This window comes from Pseudomonadota bacterium (assembly GCA_039033415.1).
GTDB lineage: Bacteria > Pseudomonadota > Gammaproteobacteria > Xanthomonadales > SZUA-38 > JANQOZ01.
Genome location: JBCCCR010000009.1, coordinates 146,056 through 162,661, shown reverse-complemented (window position 1 = coordinate 162,661; position 16,606 = coordinate 146,056). Strand labels below are relative to the sequence as shown.

Here is a 16,606-nt window from a genome sequence, read left to right as displayed (position 1 = left end):
CCTTCTTTCTGCCAAAGGGCAGCTACGGGAAGGAGTTTGGCGAGGCCGGGTAAGCCGCTTATGGCGTTCGGAAAACAAAGGCAATCGGCCTGTAACAGAACGTATCCCTGTGGCGGCCGTCACAGGAATTGAGTACCTTGTTCGCTGATTTGAGCTGTCAGGGGACCTGAACATTGAAAACCGCAACCATCGAAACGAATCGCGGCACCATTCGGCTGGAGCTTCACGACCAGAAAGTACCGGCCACGGTGGCAAACTTCGAAAAGCTGGCCGGGCAGGGCTTCTACGACGGGCTGAAGTTTCACCGGGTAATTAACGACTTTATGATTCAGACCGGCTGCCCGGAGGGCACGGGTCGAGGCGGCCCGGGTTACCGCTTCGAGGACGAGTTCGATTCGGAGCTAACGCATGATGGCCCAGGCGTGTTGTCGATGGCCAACGCGGGCCCTAACACCAATGGCTCACAGTTCTTTATTACCCACGTTCCCTGTCCGCATCTCGACGGCCGCCATTCCGTCTTCGGTCGCGTTCTGGAGGGGCAGGACGTCGTTGATGCCATCGAGCAGGGTGACACGATGACCCGCGTGGTAGTTGCGGATGAGTGAGCCGCGTCGGTGCGCCGCCCGCGGAGAGGCGACAGCGCAAGGCGTTCGATTGAGGGTACAGCGTGGGTTAAGCCTGCTGGGCGGAGCGCTGCTGGCGCTGGCGACTGCGGGACCCACGGGCGCAGACCCGGGCGCGCTGCAGCTGGCCGTAGCCGAAGACTACAGCCAGAATCTTGACGCGCTGTTCAAACACTTTCACGCCAACCCGGAGCTGTCTTTTGTCGAATTCGAGACCGCTGCGCGGCTGGCGGCGGAATTTCGCGAGCTGGGTTATGAGGTGACCGAAGGCGTTGGTCAGACGGGCGTCGTTGCGATGTTGCGCAACGGTCCGGGGCCGATGGTGATGATGCGGGCCGACATGGACGCCTTGCCGGTCGCCGAGCTAACCGATCTGCCTTACAAATCGGAGGTCGTAAAGGCCAACTCTGAAGGTAAGAAATTCCCCGTGATGCACGCGTGTGGACACGATGTGCATATCACTGCGCTGGTCGGCACGGCGCGGCAAATGGCGACTCAGCGCAACCTCTGGTCGGGGACGCTGATGCTGATTGCTCAGCCGGCTGAGGAGTGGAAAGAGTCTGGCGCTAAAGCGATGATGGAAGACGGGCTTTGGGAGCGGTTCGGCCAACCCGATTTTGCGCTCGCATTCCATGTGTCGGCAGAAATTGAGGCCGGAAAACTTTACGCTGCGCCCCAGGCGGCTTATTCGGGCGTCGATAGCGTCGACGTCACCGTGCGAGGCATCGGTGCCCATGGCGCCAGCCCCCATCGCGGCAAGGACCCGGTGGTGTTGGCCGCCCAGATTGTTATGGCGCTGCAAACGCTGGTTTCTCGTGAGCTTTCGCCGCGCGAACCGGGTGTGGTCACCGTGGGCGTGCTGAGAGCTGGCAACAAGCGGAACGTGATCAGCGAAGAAGCGAAGCTGGAGCTGACGGTCCGGTCTGATACCCCCGAGACCCGCGAAAAGCTGCTGGCCGGAATTCGACGGGTGGCGGAACACGTGGCGAGGGCGGCAGGGCTACCGGAAGATCGTCTGCCGATCGTCGAGAATAAGGGAACGCTGCCGGTCACCATCAATGACCCGGAGCTGGTGGCGCGCCTCAACGGCGCCTGGCGCCGCAGCCTGGGTGAAGACATGATGACCAACTATGATCGTCAAGGCATGGGCGGCGAGGACTTTCCGTACTTCACTATCGACCCGCCGATCTCAAGCGTCTACTTCCAAATCGGCGGAACCCCCGCTCGGGCTTTTGAAATCGAGTCGGCCGGCGGGCCGCCGGTGCCGTCTCATCACTCTCCTCGGTTCCGGATCGATCCGGAACCCGCGATTACCTCGGGCGTTGCCGCGACGGTGGTTGCGCTACGGGAGTTGATGCCGCCGCAGACATAACGTTGGCGACGTTTTACGTTCGACGCGATGGCAAAGCAGCGCCCTAGCGACACGGTACGACTCCTGGCCCAGGTGGCTGGCTACGGCCTGGTCCTCGCGCTGGGGGCTTTTGCACTCGAATGGCTGGACTACCAGCACCTCGTGCGCCAGCTGTCGCGGGAGACCTACGTGGTGGTGATTGCGATTCTGTTTACGGTGCTCGGTCTTTGGGCGGGGCGCAAGCTGACGCGTACGCCGGCCGGCCCCACGCCACCACCGCTTGAGATCGCCCGGCGGCTTGGCGTCACGCGCCGCGAGTGTGAAGTGCTGGCACTTCTGGCGGAAGGACAAACCAACAAAGAGATTGCCAGGAACCTGGGCATGTCGCCTAACACGGTCAAGACGCATCTGTCCCGCCTGTTCGAGAAGCTGGATGCTCAGCGGCGCACGCAGGCGGTTCAGCGGGCGCGAAAACTGCTGCTGATTCCCTAAGTCATTGATTTTACGATCCAGCTACTCGAGAACCATCCATCATCACCCGTTTGGGCGATGGTCAGCTGCAGGCTCAGTCGCTAGTTTGGCGCCACTTCAACACAACTGGGGACGACTGACATGACACGCTACGCATTGATCTACGGCGGTCTCGCCGGACTCATCGTCATCCTGACGATCGTTGCGGGTACCGCCATGGCGGATGCGGATACGAATCTCGCTGGCGCTGAGTGGATGGGATACCTGGTGATGCTGGTGGCGCTGTCGCTGGTGTTCGTCGGGATCAAGCGCTACCGGGATCAGCAGCGGGAAGGCTATATCGGCTTCTGGGCCGCAGCGGGCATGGGTGCGTCCATCGCGATTGTTGCCGGCGTGATCTATGTCTTCGTGTGGGAGATTTATCTTTACACCAGCGACTATCAGTTTATGGAGCAGTACGCAGCGAGCGTAATCGCTGAGAGTGAGGCTGACGGGATGACAGGCACCGAACTCGAGGAGCTGAAGCTGGAGATGGACAAAATGTCGGAGCGTTACGCCAGCCCGCTGTTTCGTCTGCCGATGACCTTTCTCGAAATTTTCCCGGTTGGCCTGCTGATTTCCCTGATCTCCGCCGCCTTCCTTCGGCGGATCAGGCCGCCACGTCTCTACGAAGACTGAGCGTCCGCGCCGGAAATAGGGTCCCTGTGCCGGGGTAAAACCCGTAGAATTCGGGCTCTTTCGCACCTCGGATGTAAACCTCATGCAGGAATGGTGGACGCAGCTGACTGAGCTGCTGGCGCAGGCAAACCCCTGGCTGTTGACCGCACTGGGGCTTGCTGCACTTCTGCTGGCCGCATGGGTTGCCGACCTGATCGCCAAGGGTGTCATCACTCGCGCGATCCATGCGTTGGCCAAGGCCAGTAAGAGCACGTGGGACGACACGATTATTGAGCATCGGGTGGTGGCTCGGCTGGCCCAGGCGCTGGTGCCGATCGTGATCTATCTCGGGGCCCCGCTCGTGCCCCACCTAAGTGAAACCGTCACGCGGGGCATCCAGAATGTGGCTACCGCATTGATAGCACTGCTGGTGGTGCTGGCGGTGAGCGCTGCCCTCAACGCGCTGAACGCCATCTACGATCGCCGCCCCAAGGCCCATCTGCATCCGATCAAGGGCTATGTGCAGGTGACCCAGATTGTCCTTTTCTGCATCGGCGCCATCCTTGTGATTTCAGCCATCCTGGACAAGTCGCCGCTGATCCTGCTGTCCGGCCTCGGCGCGCTGACAGCGGTACTGCTGCTGGTCTTTCGAGACACCATCCTGTCGTTTGTGGCGAGTATCCAGCTCGCGAGTCTGGACATGGTGCGCGTTGGTGATTGGATCGAAATGCCGAAGTACAACGCGGACGGGGACGTGATCGACGTTGAGCTGCACACGGTTCGGGTACAGAACTGGGACAAAACGATCACTACCATACCGACGCACAAGCTCATTTCAGACTCCTTTCGAAACTGGCGCGGAATGTCGCGGTCCGGCGGTCGCCGCATCAAGCGTTCGCTGCTGTTGGATATGACCTCCGTGCGCTTCTTGACAGAAACCGAGATTCAGCATTTCCGGCGGTTTGCGCTGCTGAGCGAGTACATCGAGGAAAAACAGCAGGCGCTTGAGCAATACAACAGCGGACTTGCGCGTCCCACCGCTGACGATGTGAATCTTCGTCGCCTCACCAATCTCGGAACGTTTCGAGCTTATGTTTATAACTATCTAAAAAATCACAATAAAATTCATCAAAATATGACGCTTCTGGTGCGACAGCTGCAGCCCGGAGCCGAGGGGATCGCCATCGAGATCTACTGCTTCACCAACACCACGCAGTGGCATGAGTACGAGGGCATACAGGCGGACCTCTTCGATCACCTGCTGGCGATCCTGCAGGAGTTTGATCTGCGACCGTACCAGCAGCCCGCGGGCCAGGATGTCAGGGCGCTTCAGTCAATCCCAGCCAGCGAGACAACCTTGCCGTCAGAATGAGCTCTGCTCCAGCGGCCGTTCCCGGTGCCGCTGGATCCACTCGGCGTGTTCGTCGAGCGCCGCTTCGCCGAGGATCCGCAGGATTTCGCGCTTTTTGTCCTCACTGTCCGCGCTATCCAGCTTCAGGCGAGCGTCCCGAAACACTCGGTACATGTAGGCATACTGCTTCGAAAGCTCCGCTTCGGCCGTCTTGTTGGCATAGAGTTCGCGCACCGCAACCCCGATCGACAGCAGACCGATGGCGACCAGCAGCGCCTGGACCGCCGCTTCATCCATGCGGAACTGCAGGACGGCCAGAATGCCTGCGGCGCCGATGCTCAGCCACAAGCAGGCGCGGACAATCCGGTTGGTTCGGCGGGCAGCGAGGCGCATCCGATGCCATCGCGAACGAAAAAAACCGAGCTGACCACCCGATTCATCCCGCCCGACCCAGTGGTCGATCGCCGTTTCCAGCGACGTGCCGTGTTCACCCACCTCGTCCGCCAGCCCCACATGCCGCATGACGTTACGGATCCATCCGATTTCCAGGTCCTGTTTTTGCAGATAGTTGTCGTGGGCAAAGTCGTTACGAAAGCGACCGGAGACGCCCGTGAGACCCCAGTAGAACTGAACCCGCAGACCCTCCGCGAGGGCGCGGTAGTCGAGATACTTGCGGTGCCACTGGAATCGTCCGGCTTGCCAGGCGAGCACCAGACCCAATGCAAAGCACCCCAGAAACGCGTAGATCATCAGCGGCTGGTCGAGATCGGCATAGCCGATAAACGCCACAGTCATCAGCAGTCCGACAAACGATAGCGTCTTCAGGGTGCGCAGGTAGCGTCCCTGAAACCGGCTTGCCAAAGCGTCAGAGGTGAAGAAGTGCCGGGCGATGTTATCCAGCGCACTGTCGGGGGTCAGGTCCGGCGTCCAGCCGGGCAGGTAGTCTCGGTTGGCCAGGCTCCGGGGGTCTAGCTCGCGGCCATCGCGATTGTATTCCCCTAGGCGCCCGATCATCTGGCGGTAGCGCTCAGGCAGGGTGTTCACCTCATGGCGCTCCGGATCGGTGACCAGCAGACGGGTGCTTCCTGCCGCCAGTCCATCGGCCGGAGCACCGTCGTCGCCCTGGCGTGAACAGACGACGTGGAACACGAGGTCGGTGTCGTCTTCGGCCAGGATGTAGGGACGATCGAATTGCCCGTCCACGCCACGCATCTGACCGAACTGATGATAATTGACCACCTGTGAGGTGCCGCCGGGGTAGGGCAGCTCCTTGCCGTCCCAGATCGCCAGGAGCACCTGGCAGCGGTCGGACAGATACACGCCGAGATTGGCATACTGAACGTCCCGCGCTTCACCGCCGGCAGCAACCTCTTCCAGCGAAAAGCCGCCCGCGGGCTCCAGCTCGATCAACTGAGATGCCTGCTGAACAATCAGATCAAACTCGGCCTTGGAATCGTCGCTGGCAAAGTCGTTGCGGTATTCATTGAGGTCGAACGGCAGCGGGACCGCGAGTTCCAGGCCCAGCTCCAGCGCAAGCTGACCGATCATGCGATCACCCCCTTCGGCCAGCGGAGACAAAATCCGCAGCGGTGTATCCGGGAATTGAGCCCGAAGTTCCTGCAGAAAATCAGTGGCGGCGCGTTTGATCTGCGGCAATTCGTCGGGGCATAAATCCCGGTGCGCAGTGACGCCAATCGTCAGCGGAACCGCGGTCATTGGATATGCTATGTTCGTGCTCATAACGTCCCGGCAATACACTCGGGTACATAAAAATAACATCTGGGGGGAAATATTATGCCTGTTAAGCGCATTGCGATTGTGGGCGGTGGACCGGCAGGACTCTCGACCGCTTTTCACCTGACCGAAGAGCCGGGCTGGCAGGAAAAGTACGACATTTGTATCTATCAGATGGGTTGGCGTGTCGGCGGAAAGGGCGCCACCGGTCGGGACGAAGAGAACGGCTGGCGAATTCTCGAGCACGGTATCCACGGCTTCTGCAACTGCTACTTCAATACCTGGGCCATGATGAAAAAGGCCTATGCCGGCATCGATAAAAAGTCTAAAGCCCTCATGCCCAACGCCACCCTGGGCAAGGCGTTCCTGCCGAGCTCCATGACCTATCAGCTCGAATATCAGAACGGACACTGGCATCACGAGGTGCAGAGCATGCCGTTTCTGCCGGGCAAGCCCTGGACCGCGCGGGCGCCGGAGATGAACTGGCACGGGATCATGAAAGGGCTGCTGGCGGAGATGCTCAAACGCGGACGACCGGGTGATCCGGCCAGACTGAAGCATGGCGATCTGGTTCATCCGGAAATCTCGAGCAAAACTCGACGCAAAAGACACCGCGGGCTCGGGGAAGCGCTTCACAAGGGTCTCAAGCACCTACTCGGCAAGGTTCACCACCTTGAGGACCTGGCGATTGAAGAATTTATGACCTTTGCGGTGGAACACCTCGACGGCATGCGCAAACACCTGCAGGAGCTGGCCGAAGAGCTCGACCGCAAGTTTCACCACAACCATTCGCTGGCGATCAGCAGCCTGGACCTCTACTGGACGGTCCTGAAAGGAATCCTGGAAGAGCGTTTGTGGGAGAAGGATCTCAACTCGCTCGATCAGGAAGACTTTCGTGACTGGATGAAACGTCATGGGGCGCTCGACCACACGCTGATCGGCGCCATGACGTTTGTGGTGCCCAACATCATGTTTTCTTACGTGGACGGCGACTCGACCAATCCGCCCACCATGTCGACCGCCTCCTGGCTTGGCTGGATCCTCCGCAGCTTTCTCGGCACCGGTGACTACTTTTACTTTATGGCAGCAGGTACCGGCGAAAGCGCCATCCTGCCCCTTTATCTGGCGCTCAAAGAGCGCGGCGTCCGGTTTGAGTTTTTCCACAAGCTGACCGGTATTGAGGTGGTCGACGGAGAGCAGGGCAAGGTGGTGGAGCGCCTGGAGTTTCAGCGCCAGCTTTCGCTGAAGAAAGGCCCTTACGATCCGCTCCAGAAGGTGCCAGGCAAACCCTGGCGGGTCTGGCCCAGCCATCCGCTGTGGGAGCAAGTTCGGTTTGCCGATGAAAACAAAGATATCGATTTCGAGAAGTGGTACAGCCCCGATGGGGTTGGCGCCAAAGCGAGGGTCTTAAAGCGCGGCGGACGGGGCAAAGACAGCTTCGACTATGTTGTGTGGGCGGTGCCACCTTCGATGATCAAACACCTGGCGCCGGACACGCTGGGCAAGCAGTGGTCGCGAACCGCAGCGGCCATGAGCACGACGGCTACCCAGGCCAGTCAGTTCTGGCTGACCCACAGCACCGAGGAACTGGGCTGGAACGTCGACCGCAAAAAATACGGCCGTACCGCTCGCTATATCAGCGGGTCGTTTCCCAACCCGCTCAACTGTATGGCCGTCTTCGACGATTTGATTGCGGCGGAAAATTGGGGCGCAGACGCACCGAAAGGCCTGATCTATTTCTGCTCGCAGATTCACCACGTTAATCACAGCAACGCCGAGGACGTGGCCCGGACGATGGCCCACACCTCGAGCACGCTGCGCAAGATGGGGAATTTCCTGACCGGGTCTGTTCCCGGTGAGCCCTGGCGCAATGACCCGCAGGCCATGAATTTTCATTATCTCTGGGTCCCCAAGGCGAGCCAGCAGGACTATCGCGGTGAGGACCGGCTCAAGCTGCAGTACCATCGGGCCAACACCGACCCAACCGACGCCTATGTGCAGGCGTTACCCGGCACCGCCAGTCAACGGCTGATGCCGTGGGCCTCCGGGGTAAACAACCTGGTTCCCGCCGGAGACTGGATCTATACCGGGATTAACGCTGGCGCCTTTGAAAGTGCCGTCACCGGCGGTAAGTTTGCGGCGATGGCTTTGACCGGTTACCTCAAGCGTGAGCAGATCTATGGCATCGACTTCCTGAATCCGTCGGTCACGCGAAAAATCAACGCGGCCCTGCGCCGAGGCGCCATTCCCGTTATTCGCTGACGACGCGGGCATGGAGCAGGGTTCGTTTCTCGGCGGCGTTCTGGCCGCCCGGATTGCCGCACCGGGCGGTGAGTCCAACGATGGCGACTTCGACCAGCTCAGGCGCGAGCGCCACGAGCTGATCAGCCAGATCACGGCGCGGTTTCACGGTCAGTATCGGCCCACCAGCGGTGGGGGCGTCCTCGCCGTTTTTGATTCGGTGAATGCCGCAGCGACCGCGGCGGTTGCGCTGCAGCGCCAGTTCCCTCAGAAGCTGGGCACGCTGAGCTGTGCGGTTGGCGGAGGAGAAATTGTTGCAACCGCCACCGGCTTCGGCGGTCAGCCGGTAGACAAGGTGTTGGACATGCTAGACGCCAGCGGACCGGGGCAGGTGCTGGTCAGCTCGCTGGCCCGGATGCTGGCAGGGAACCGCCTGGCTTACCCGTTGCTGGAGTCAGCTTCGGCCGGGCGGGTGCCGTCTTCCGCGCTGCGCTGGCAGCCGGCGCTGCCGCTGGAGCATGAGCTGCTGCCACCGCCGGCGCTGACGGTACATGATGCCGAACCGTTTGTCGGACGGCTGACGGAGCGCGAAGCGCTGCGGCAGCTTCTCGATCGGGTACTCGCTGGAGAGACACAGTGGTGTGCCGTGGTTGCCGGGGCCGGGCTGGGAAAAACCCGGCTGCTTTCAGAGCTGGCTGAAGAGGCGCGGAAGCTGGGGGTGGGCGTCGTCGGCGGGGCGTCCGACGAAGACCTGGCCCGACCGTTTGCGCCGATTGCTCAGGCGCTCTCCAAGGTGGTGGATAGCGTGGCAGATCTGCCGCCGCGACTTGGCCCCGGGGCTGGTGATCTGGTGCGCATCCTGCCGCAGATTCGCGAGCGGCTGCTGGATTTGCCGCCGCCGGTGCAGGGGGATTCCCACACCGAGCGGCAGGCGCTCTTCGGCGCCGTTGCGGGCTGGCTTGGGTCGCTCGCTGCGGAGTGCCCGCTGCTGGTACTGCTCGACTCGCTGCATTGGGAAGGCGACTCAACGTTTGAGCTGTTGCTGCACCTCGTCAGCCAAATTGGCGGCCGCCCGATGCTGATTGTGACAAGCCATCGGACTGGCGACCGGCGCACCGATCGTCTGCTCAAGGCCGCCCGCCAAGCGCTTGGCGAAAAGCAGGTCTCGGAGCTGTCCCTGGGCGGCCTCGATGCACAGGAGATCCGCGAGTTTCTTGGCGGGGAGGCCTCCGGCGCGACGCTGGGTGATGAGGGAGTGATCCAGTCCTTGCTCGAGGCGACCGCGGGGTCACCCCTGCACTTGAAAGAAGTGAAACGGCAACCCGTGCCGCTGGCACCGGCATCACAGGAAGTGGATCTGGGTCAGGTGGTGCGGACCCGCTTTGCTGGCCTGGACAAAACGCTGCAGGCGGTTATTGAAGCGGCTTCTGTGGTTGGCGAGATTTTTGAGCTGAAGGAAGTTGTTGCAATCTGTCGCGCCGAGGACGACGTCATCGACGCCCTCGATCGGGCCGTTGATGAAGGCCTCGTGCATCTGCTTGACAGCATGCGGCTTTCCTACCGATTTGCTCATTCGCTGACGAGAGAGGCGGTTTACCAGGGTGTCGGCGCGGCGCGGCGAGCCAAGCTGCATCATCGGGCCGGTCAGGCCATCGAAGAACGAGGTGGAGCGGAAGTTCGGCAGCGGATCAATGACCTGGCGCGACACTATTCACGCGCAGCGTCACTGGGGTATGAGCTGCAGGCGGTGCGCTACACGCTGCTGGCGGGCGACCGGGCGCTTGAGCAATTCGCCAACGAGATGGCGCTTGGCCATTTCGAGCACGGTCTGGAACTGTTTTCGGAGATACCGGACAGCAAGCTTAGGATCGATCTGCTGACCGGCCTGGGCCGGGCACGTCGTCGTGTCGGGCACCCCGAGTATCGAACGCCGCTGTTTGACGCGGCCGATCTCGCCCTGGCGGACAAGGACGGGTCCCGCATGGCGGTCGCTGTCTTCGCGGCCTATCGAGGTTCCTATACCCGCGCGCTTCATGTCGATGGTGATGCCGTCAGCCGACTCGAGCAGGCGCTGGGGCTGCTGGGGCCAGAAGACCCCGGCCACCGGGCGCGTTTGCTGTCGCTGCTGGCAATCGAGCTTACCTGGGACAGCAATCGTACGCGCGCCATCGAGGCCAGCGATCGAGCGATCGAGACGGCTCGAGCCGCAGCGCCCGAGCTGCTCCTGCAGGTCTTGGCGCACGCGCTTTGGGTCAAATTCTCACCCTGGCCTGCTCGTCTGGCGGTGGCAGCGGAACTTGAGGAGCTCACACGCGCCGATTCAGATCCGCGTTTGTGTTTTGAAATTGCCAGCCACGAGGTTTTTACCGCCACCCGGCTCGGCGATCCGCATCGGCTTGCGGCGGCCCGTGAGAGGGCGGCCGCGCTCGCCCGTTGTGTCGGGCAACCCGGCGAGCGTTCGATGCTGTTGCTCCGTGAAACCACCGTGGCCTTGATGGAGGCACGCTACGCGGACGTCATGGCACACATGGCCGAACGTCGTGAGCTGGCGCGGGAAATTGGTGAGGCTGACGGTGAAGCGGCATATCGCATCCATCAGTTCTGGCTGGCCTATGATCAGGCGAGCCCGCAGCAGTGTGCTCAGCTGATCGAGATGGCTGGCGCTCGTCTCGAACCTCATCAGCGGTTTTTTGCCTGGCCCACGCTGCTGACGCTGGCCGTCGATACCGGGCAGGAGGCATTGGCGCGGCGAATCGTAGCGACGATGGCCGAGGAAGGATTCGATCAGATCCCGCAGGATCAGATGTGGCTGTGGAACCTGGCCCAGCTGGCTTATGCGGTTGCTCGCCTTAGGCTTCGGGATCACGTTGACGCGCTGTGGGAGCTGCTTCAGCCGGAGGCCGAAGCCCAGGCCAATATGGTCTTCAACACCCTGGGCAGCGTGCATCGCTATCTCGGCCTGCTTCAGGAATGCCAAGGCGATCTGACCGGCGCCCGGGAGGCGTTGCTCAAAGCCATCGAGGCCAACCGGCACATTGGCGCAGTGACGTGGGTGGCTCGCTGTCAGCTGGATCTCGCCCGGCTGGATGTTGCGATGGGTAGGGATTGCGATGCGGCGATCCATGAGGCTCAAGCGACGGCCGAGCGGCTAAAGCTGCCCCTGTTGCTCGCGCAGCTGCAAGAGTTCCGAGACGCTTAGCCCGGGACGCGCGTGGTGAGCAAAACGCCTTCACCCGTCGCTTCGAAATCAATCCCCATATCCTTTTGGTGATCGAGATCCGGGGTTGAGTCGAGCAGCCTGACGAAGGCGTTAGTCGCCCAAACCTGGCCCGGCTCAGCGCTATCTTTGAGGGATGCTGCCTCGGCCATGGGCGTGCCGTGAAACAGTCCGTCTTCGAACAACAGGTCGCCGCTGCTGATGCCGACACGCCAGCCGCGAGGTCGACGGGTTAGTAATTCCATGGCGGTGGCGGCTGAATCGAACGCGGCCACCAGCAGTGTTCCTTCCCGACTGAGCACCTCTCCACCCTCGGCGGCGATATCGTCGGCGATTGGACCGGTTTTGTCTTGGCTCTGCGTGTCGATAAAACAGACGGTGGTGGTAAATAGTCGCCTGTTTCGCTGCCGGCGGCGTCGGCGAATCCAGCTGGATGACGGCCCGCTCCCTTCGGCACCTGGAGCCTCGGTGTCGTCCGAGATACCCAGGCAGGCCTTGAGGGCGTCCGCCAGGCGGCGCCGAAAGTCGCCGACGGCAAAATTGTCTTTTACCATCGCCTGCCGATCTCCCAGCGACAGCCGAAGCTCAGCGGGCAGGCGCGAGTCTTCCAGCGTCACGACAAAGACCGGCTTTTCCTCATCCAGCGCAAAGCGTATTTCGTTCATGCAGAACTCGGACTGCACCGACTGCTGAGTCTGCATAAAGACCAGGCCACGGGCGCCCTCGAGCGCCTCGGCCAGGACTCGCCGCCATACGGTACCCACCCGGACACCGTCGTCGTACCAGAGCCTGACGCCGGTTTCGTGCAGCCACAACATTTCGTCGTAGACGATGGTCGCGTCTTCGTGGGCATAGCAGACGAATAGGTAAGGCTGGTCGCCCTGATAGGCAGGAAAGGGTTTTTCCGTTGTTCCCACGCTGTCGCTGCACCGTCAAAAAGGTGGCTGTATGGTACGGCAGCAAAGGCGTTGATCCCACGGGTAAAATTGCCGCACAAGGAAGGCCATAGGCGTCGACGTGAACGGGGCATCAGCGGAGCTTATAGCGTGAGGCAACACCGGCGACAGCACTTGCTGGAGGCCTATCGACTAGCACGCTATGAGGTGGATGGCGAAGCTCGCTTCGAGCTGCGGGTGGATTGTGCCAGCGAACCCCTGCTGGCCCTATATGACCTGCATGGCGTTAGCACCGCCGGCTATGTCACCGCTTTCAATCCCCAGAGCGTGCGCCACAGCGACGCCGCCAATCGGCGGGCGCACGAACGGCTGCTGGCCAGTCTCGGTCAGGGGGGGTGGACCTTGCTCGGGGGACGAGCAAGAGACTCCGCTGGCGCTTGGCCGCCGGAGGATAGCGTCCTGGTGCTCGGGATCTCGCGGCATCAGACGCTGGAACTCGGGCAGGCGTTCGATCAGATGGCCGTGTTGTGGAGCAACGCAGACGCGATTCCGCGTCTGCTGGAATGCTGACGAACATCGGGTTACCCCGGTTGCTTGACCGGCTCCGGACCGAACATGCGGTTGACTGACCGCGGAATGTAGCGATTGGTCAGAAATACCGTGAGGAGCGTTGAGATCGGCATGACGTACGTCCAGAAATTGTCGACCGTCTCGAACGTTCCAGTGATCCGCGGAATGGTTCGATAAAAGAGCTGCGCCGCGCCAGCCATCACCAGACCATAATAGCTCCAGACCATCAGATGGGCATGGGTCTGGAACCACGCCCGATTGCGCGTTCGCACCGCCTGGGAGATCGCCACCATGCCGGGAAGCAGCGTTGCCAGGCTAATGAGGGCAAATAGATGGAACAGGTTAAAGCGCCCCATACCGAAGATGGTGAGCGCCGAGAAATTCAGCGCGAGCATAACCAGGACATAGGTGCCGCCAACCGCGCGGTGGAAAAACCCGCCCTTGCGCTTGATCAAAACCAACGGACCGAGTATCAGTGCCGTAATGGCCCCGAAAAAATGCATTTTGCCGGCCGCCGAATGCACCCAAAATGACAGCTGAGTAAATTCTTCAAACACAGGTCATTCTCCCGGCTGCATTCGGATGTCGAGCTTGACGGGCTCCCCCGCAACGTCGAAGCTCGCGTCGCGCCACAGCGACGGGCCCATGCGCGGAGCAGGGTTGTTGGACGATCCCCATTGCTCCTTGGGTGCGCCAAAAAAGTTGAAGTCCATCTGCCCGTTTTCGTTTTTGTCGTGAAGCAAAGTGACCCCATAGCGACCGGCTGCAACGTTTTCCCAGTGGTGGGTGATGGTGCCCGCCGCAGGCTTCAGCACAACGTTGTTGCACTCATAAGTTTTCCAGCCTTCTTCGGTACATAGGCCGGCATAGAGAACACCCTCCGCAGAACTCAAACCCCGGATATTGATGGACACGGTGGTGGGGTCTGCGGCTGCCTCAAGGGGATGGGTCAGGCAAACGGCGGCGCACGCCAGTATCAGCTGCTTCATGAAGCTCTCCAGTTATTGATCGCCTTTACTTTGTAATGCAAAGTAAAAATCAACACAACTGACTTTTGTCACCCCTGGCCGGTGGCCTGGATCAAGGACTGGACCCGCTGCAACCATTCGAGCCACGCCGCGCGCCCGGGTTTGGTCAAATGAATAAAGGTTTGCGGGCGACCCGTGGAAGGCCGTTTTTCCACGAACACATAGCCGGCGGCTTCCAATTTTTTCAGGTGGGCAGCCAGGTTTCCATCGGTGGCTCCCACCTGGTCCCGGAGTTCCGTGAACAGCGCAGGGCTCGCCGTTGAAAGGTAGCCCATCACCCCCAGCCGCAGGCGTCCATGGATCACATCGTCGATACTGCTGTGATCAAACGGACTGTCGTCTGAGGGTGGTTGTTCGGGCGGCGATTTCACGGGCGGGGTTCCGACTCCTGTCGCCAAAGCAGCAAGCCGGGTACCAGCAGGGTCAGCGCCGCGCCCGCGGAGGCCACCGCAAACTGGAGCGATTGCCCGGTCAGGAGCCAGCAGACCATGGCGATCGCCCCGCCCAAAAGTCCAGCCGCTTGGAGAACGACGTTGCTGCTGATCCAGCCGACCGCGAGCTGAGCCGTGCCGTAAATGGCGAAAACCATCGGCACGGTCCACGGAAAAACCAGGTCCGCGCGTCCGTCGAGCAGCGAGCGAATCAGCGCTCCCACCATGATCCACCCGAGGGCGAGCCCCGCGCTGCCCCAGATCGCGCGGTCCGCGCGATTGGCCGCTGACCCGCTTCCACCTCGCTGGAAGGGATAGCGTCGAATCAGCAGCCCATACCCGAGGCTTGCGATCACCACAAACGCCAGCCAGAGGAACCCGATAGCGGGTCCGAGGGAAAGGCCCGGGGGCGCCAGGCGACCGGTGATCAGCAGGTAATGACAGCCGTAGGCTAGCGCCACCATCATTCCCCACCAGGCCAGCATTCGTCCGCCCAGCAACGGAGCGTCCGCACCGGACCGGGCGAGGCGGGCGGCAAACTGGATGTCCTGTTCTAAATCGTTCATGCCACTTTCCTGCTTTGCTAGGCAAAGTCTAACCCGCGGCGACGGCGGGCGCGAACCGCCTCGTTCGACCCGGACTTGTGCAGTGGCGACGTACGACCGCCGACCGGCTGGCGGTTTCAACGCGTACGATCCGTGCGACAATACCGGGTCATCCCCGTCGGGGCGAAGAGGTCCTCCATGCCTGAACTCATTCCGTTTGAGGAAGCGCGTTACGTCAGCCGCTTCACCCGAGAAACGCTGGCGCTGATCCTGGCCGGCGGTCAGGGCTCCAGACTGCATGAGCTGACCGACTGGCGGGCCAAGCCTTCGCTCCATTTTGGGGGCAAGTTCCGCATCGTCGATTTTCCGCTGTCGAACTGCATCAACTCGGGGATTCGGCGGATCGGCGTGCTGACCCAATACAAGGCCCATTCCCTGATTCGCCACCTCGTTCAAGGCTGGTCGTGGTTTCAGGGCAATCAGGAATTTGTGGAGATCCTGCCAGCTTCGCAGCGGGTCGGCGGGGAGTGGTATCGCGGTACCGCGGACGCCGTTTATCAAAACATGGACATTATCCGCACCCACAATCCGCGCTTTGTGCTGATTCTTGCCGGCGACCACGTTTACAAGATGGACTATGCCCCCTTTCTGCGGGTTCACCATGACAGCGGCGCCGATATGACCGTGTGCTGCCTCGAGGTGCCGCTCGAGGAGGCCGCCGGGGCGTTGGGCGTTATGACCGTCGACAGCTCTGGCCGGGTGATCGCTTTCGACGAAAAGCCCCAGAACCCCACGCCGCTGCCCGGAAGGGACGACGTCTGCTTGGCATCGATGGGCAACTACGTTTTCAACACAGAATTTCTCTACGAACAGGTCACAATCGACGCGGACAACCCGGAGAGCAAACACGACTTCGGGCACAACATCATTCCCTCGATCATCGAGAATAACCACGTCCAGGCGTATCCGTTTCGGGATCCGGACACCGGTCAGCAGGCTTACTGGCGAGACGTCGGAACGCTCGGCGCGTTCTGGGAAGCCAACATGGAGCTCGTTTCGGTGACGCCCCAGCTGAATTTGTACGACGAACAGTGGCCGATCTACACAAACCAGCGCCAGTACCCGCCGGCCAAATTTGTGTTTGATGATCCGGATCGTCGCGGTGAAGCAATCCAGTCGATGGTCTCCGGCGGCTGCGTTGTGTCCGGCGCGGGGGTCGAACAGTCGCTGCTGTTCAGTAACTGCCGGGTTGAGTCCTACAGCAAGGTGAGCGAGTCGGTGCTGCTGCCTGGCGTCAGGGTGGGCAAGCAGTGTCGGCTCCACCGGACCATCGTAGATGCCGGCGCAATCATTCCGGACGGGACGGACATCGGCCTGGACCCGGAGGCGGACAAGGCCCGGAACCTGCGCGTGACCAACGACGGCCTGGTATTGGTGACCCCGGACATGCTCGGGCAGAACCTGCACCGGCATCGTTAGCGACTCCAACCA

General features: G+C 61.3%; 15 protein-coding genes. 9 read left to right on the top strand and 6 right to left on the bottom strand.

The window, feature by feature from the left end; all coding sequences use genetic code 11:
* Positions 1–173 precede the first annotated feature (173 nt).
* The 5 genes from AAF358_09545 to AAF358_09525 all read left to right on the top strand — a co-directional run bounded on the left by AAF358_09545 (position 174) and on the right by AAF358_09525 (position 4,474).
* Entirely contained in the window at positions 174–605 is a 432-nt protein-coding gene (locus AAF358_09545) for a peptidylprolyl isomerase (GenBank protein ID MEM7705783.1), read from the top strand.
* 49 nt (positions 606–654) lie between these two features.
* Positions 655–1,995: an amidohydrolase gene (locus AAF358_09540; GenBank protein ID MEM7705782.1), complete on the top strand. Its 1,341-nt coding sequence runs from the start codon at positions 655–657 to the stop codon at positions 1,993–1,995.
* A gap of 27 nt (positions 1,996–2,022) precedes the next feature.
* Complete coding sequence (locus tag AAF358_09535; protein ID MEM7705781.1) at positions 2,023–2,466, top strand: response regulator transcription factor; 444 nt, start codon at positions 2,023–2,025, stop codon at positions 2,464–2,466.
* Between the two features lie 120 nt (positions 2,467–2,586).
* Positions 2,587–3,123 carry a DUF4199 domain-containing protein gene (locus tag AAF358_09530; GenBank protein ID MEM7705780.1) on the top strand — a complete coding sequence of 179 codons (537 nt, stop codon included), beginning with the start codon at positions 2,587–2,589 and terminating at the stop codon, positions 3,121–3,123.
* An 82-nt stretch (positions 3,124–3,205) separates the two neighbouring features.
* Positions 3,206–4,474 carry a mechanosensitive ion channel family protein gene (locus tag AAF358_09525; protein MEM7705779.1) on the top strand — a complete coding sequence of 423 codons (1,269 nt, stop codon included), beginning with the start codon at positions 3,206–3,208 and terminating at the stop codon, positions 4,472–4,474.
* Here the strand turns inward: AAF358_09525 and AAF358_09520 are convergent.
* The gene (locus AAF358_09520) at positions 4,466–6,169 is read right to left on the bottom strand and encodes a hypothetical protein (GenBank protein MEM7705778.1); all 1,704 of its coding nucleotides are present in this window, start codon (positions 6,167–6,169) and stop codon (positions 4,466–4,468) included. The two genes, AAF358_09525 and AAF358_09520, sit on opposite strands and share 9 nt — an antisense overlap.
* A gap of 78 nt (positions 6,170–6,247) precedes the next feature.
* Between AAF358_09520 and AAF358_09515 the strand changes: the two genes are divergently transcribed.
* A complete protein-coding gene (locus AAF358_09515; GenBank protein MEM7705777.1) occupies positions 6,248–8,449 on the top strand; it encodes an NAD(P)-binding protein in 2,202 nt (733 codons plus the stop codon).
* A gap of 10 nt (positions 8,450–8,459) precedes the next feature.
* Positions 8,460–11,627, top strand: coding sequence for an AAA family ATPase (locus AAF358_09510; protein MEM7705776.1), 3,168 nt, complete (start codon positions 8,460–8,462; stop codon positions 11,625–11,627).
* On the opposite strand, the gene AAF358_09505 is transcribed toward AAF358_09510, so the two are convergent.
* Positions 11,624–12,562, bottom strand: a complete 939-nt coding sequence (locus AAF358_09505; GenBank protein MEM7705775.1) for a toll/interleukin-1 receptor domain-containing protein — start codon at positions 12,560–12,562, stop codon at positions 11,624–11,626. The two genes, AAF358_09510 and AAF358_09505, sit on opposite strands and share 4 nt — an antisense overlap.
* Positions 12,563–12,691: 129 nt before the next feature.
* Between AAF358_09505 and AAF358_09500 the strand changes: the two genes are divergently transcribed.
* Positions 12,692–13,111 carry a DUF3293 domain-containing protein gene (locus AAF358_09500; protein MEM7705774.1) on the top strand — a complete coding sequence of 140 codons (420 nt, stop codon included), beginning with the start codon at positions 12,692–12,694 and terminating at the stop codon, positions 13,109–13,111.
* A gap of 11 nt (positions 13,112–13,122) precedes the next feature.
* Here the strand turns inward: AAF358_09500 and AAF358_09495 are convergent, their stop codons facing one another.
* From AAF358_09495 to AAF358_09480, 4 genes are all read right to left on the bottom strand, one after another.
* Positions 13,123–13,668: a DUF2306 domain-containing protein gene (locus AAF358_09495; protein ID MEM7705773.1), complete on the bottom strand. Its 546-nt coding sequence runs from the start codon at positions 13,666–13,668 to the stop codon at positions 13,123–13,125.
* A gap of 3 nt (positions 13,669–13,671) precedes the next feature.
* The gene (locus AAF358_09490; protein MEM7705772.1) at positions 13,672–14,100 is read right to left on the bottom strand and encodes a DUF2141 domain-containing protein; all 429 of its coding nucleotides are present in this window, start codon (positions 14,098–14,100) and stop codon (positions 13,672–13,674) included.
* A 68-nt stretch (positions 14,101–14,168) separates the two neighbouring features.
* Complete coding sequence (locus AAF358_09485) at positions 14,169–14,510, bottom strand: transcriptional regulator (protein ID MEM7705771.1); 342 nt, start codon at positions 14,508–14,510, stop codon at positions 14,169–14,171.
* On the bottom strand, positions 14,507–15,136 hold the full coding sequence (locus AAF358_09480; protein ID MEM7705770.1) for a hypothetical protein: 630 nt from the start codon (positions 15,134–15,136) through the stop codon (positions 14,507–14,509). The genes AAF358_09485 and AAF358_09480 overlap by 4 nt, the downstream gene beginning before the upstream one ends.
* A 177-nt stretch (positions 15,137–15,313) precedes the next feature.
* On the opposite strand from AAF358_09480, the gene glgC reads away from it, so the two are divergent.
* Positions 15,314–16,594, top strand: a complete 1,281-nt coding sequence (glgC, locus tag AAF358_09475; protein ID MEM7705769.1) for a glucose-1-phosphate adenylyltransferase — start codon at positions 15,314–15,316, stop codon at positions 16,592–16,594.
* Positions 16,595–16,606: the final 12 nt, after the last annotated feature.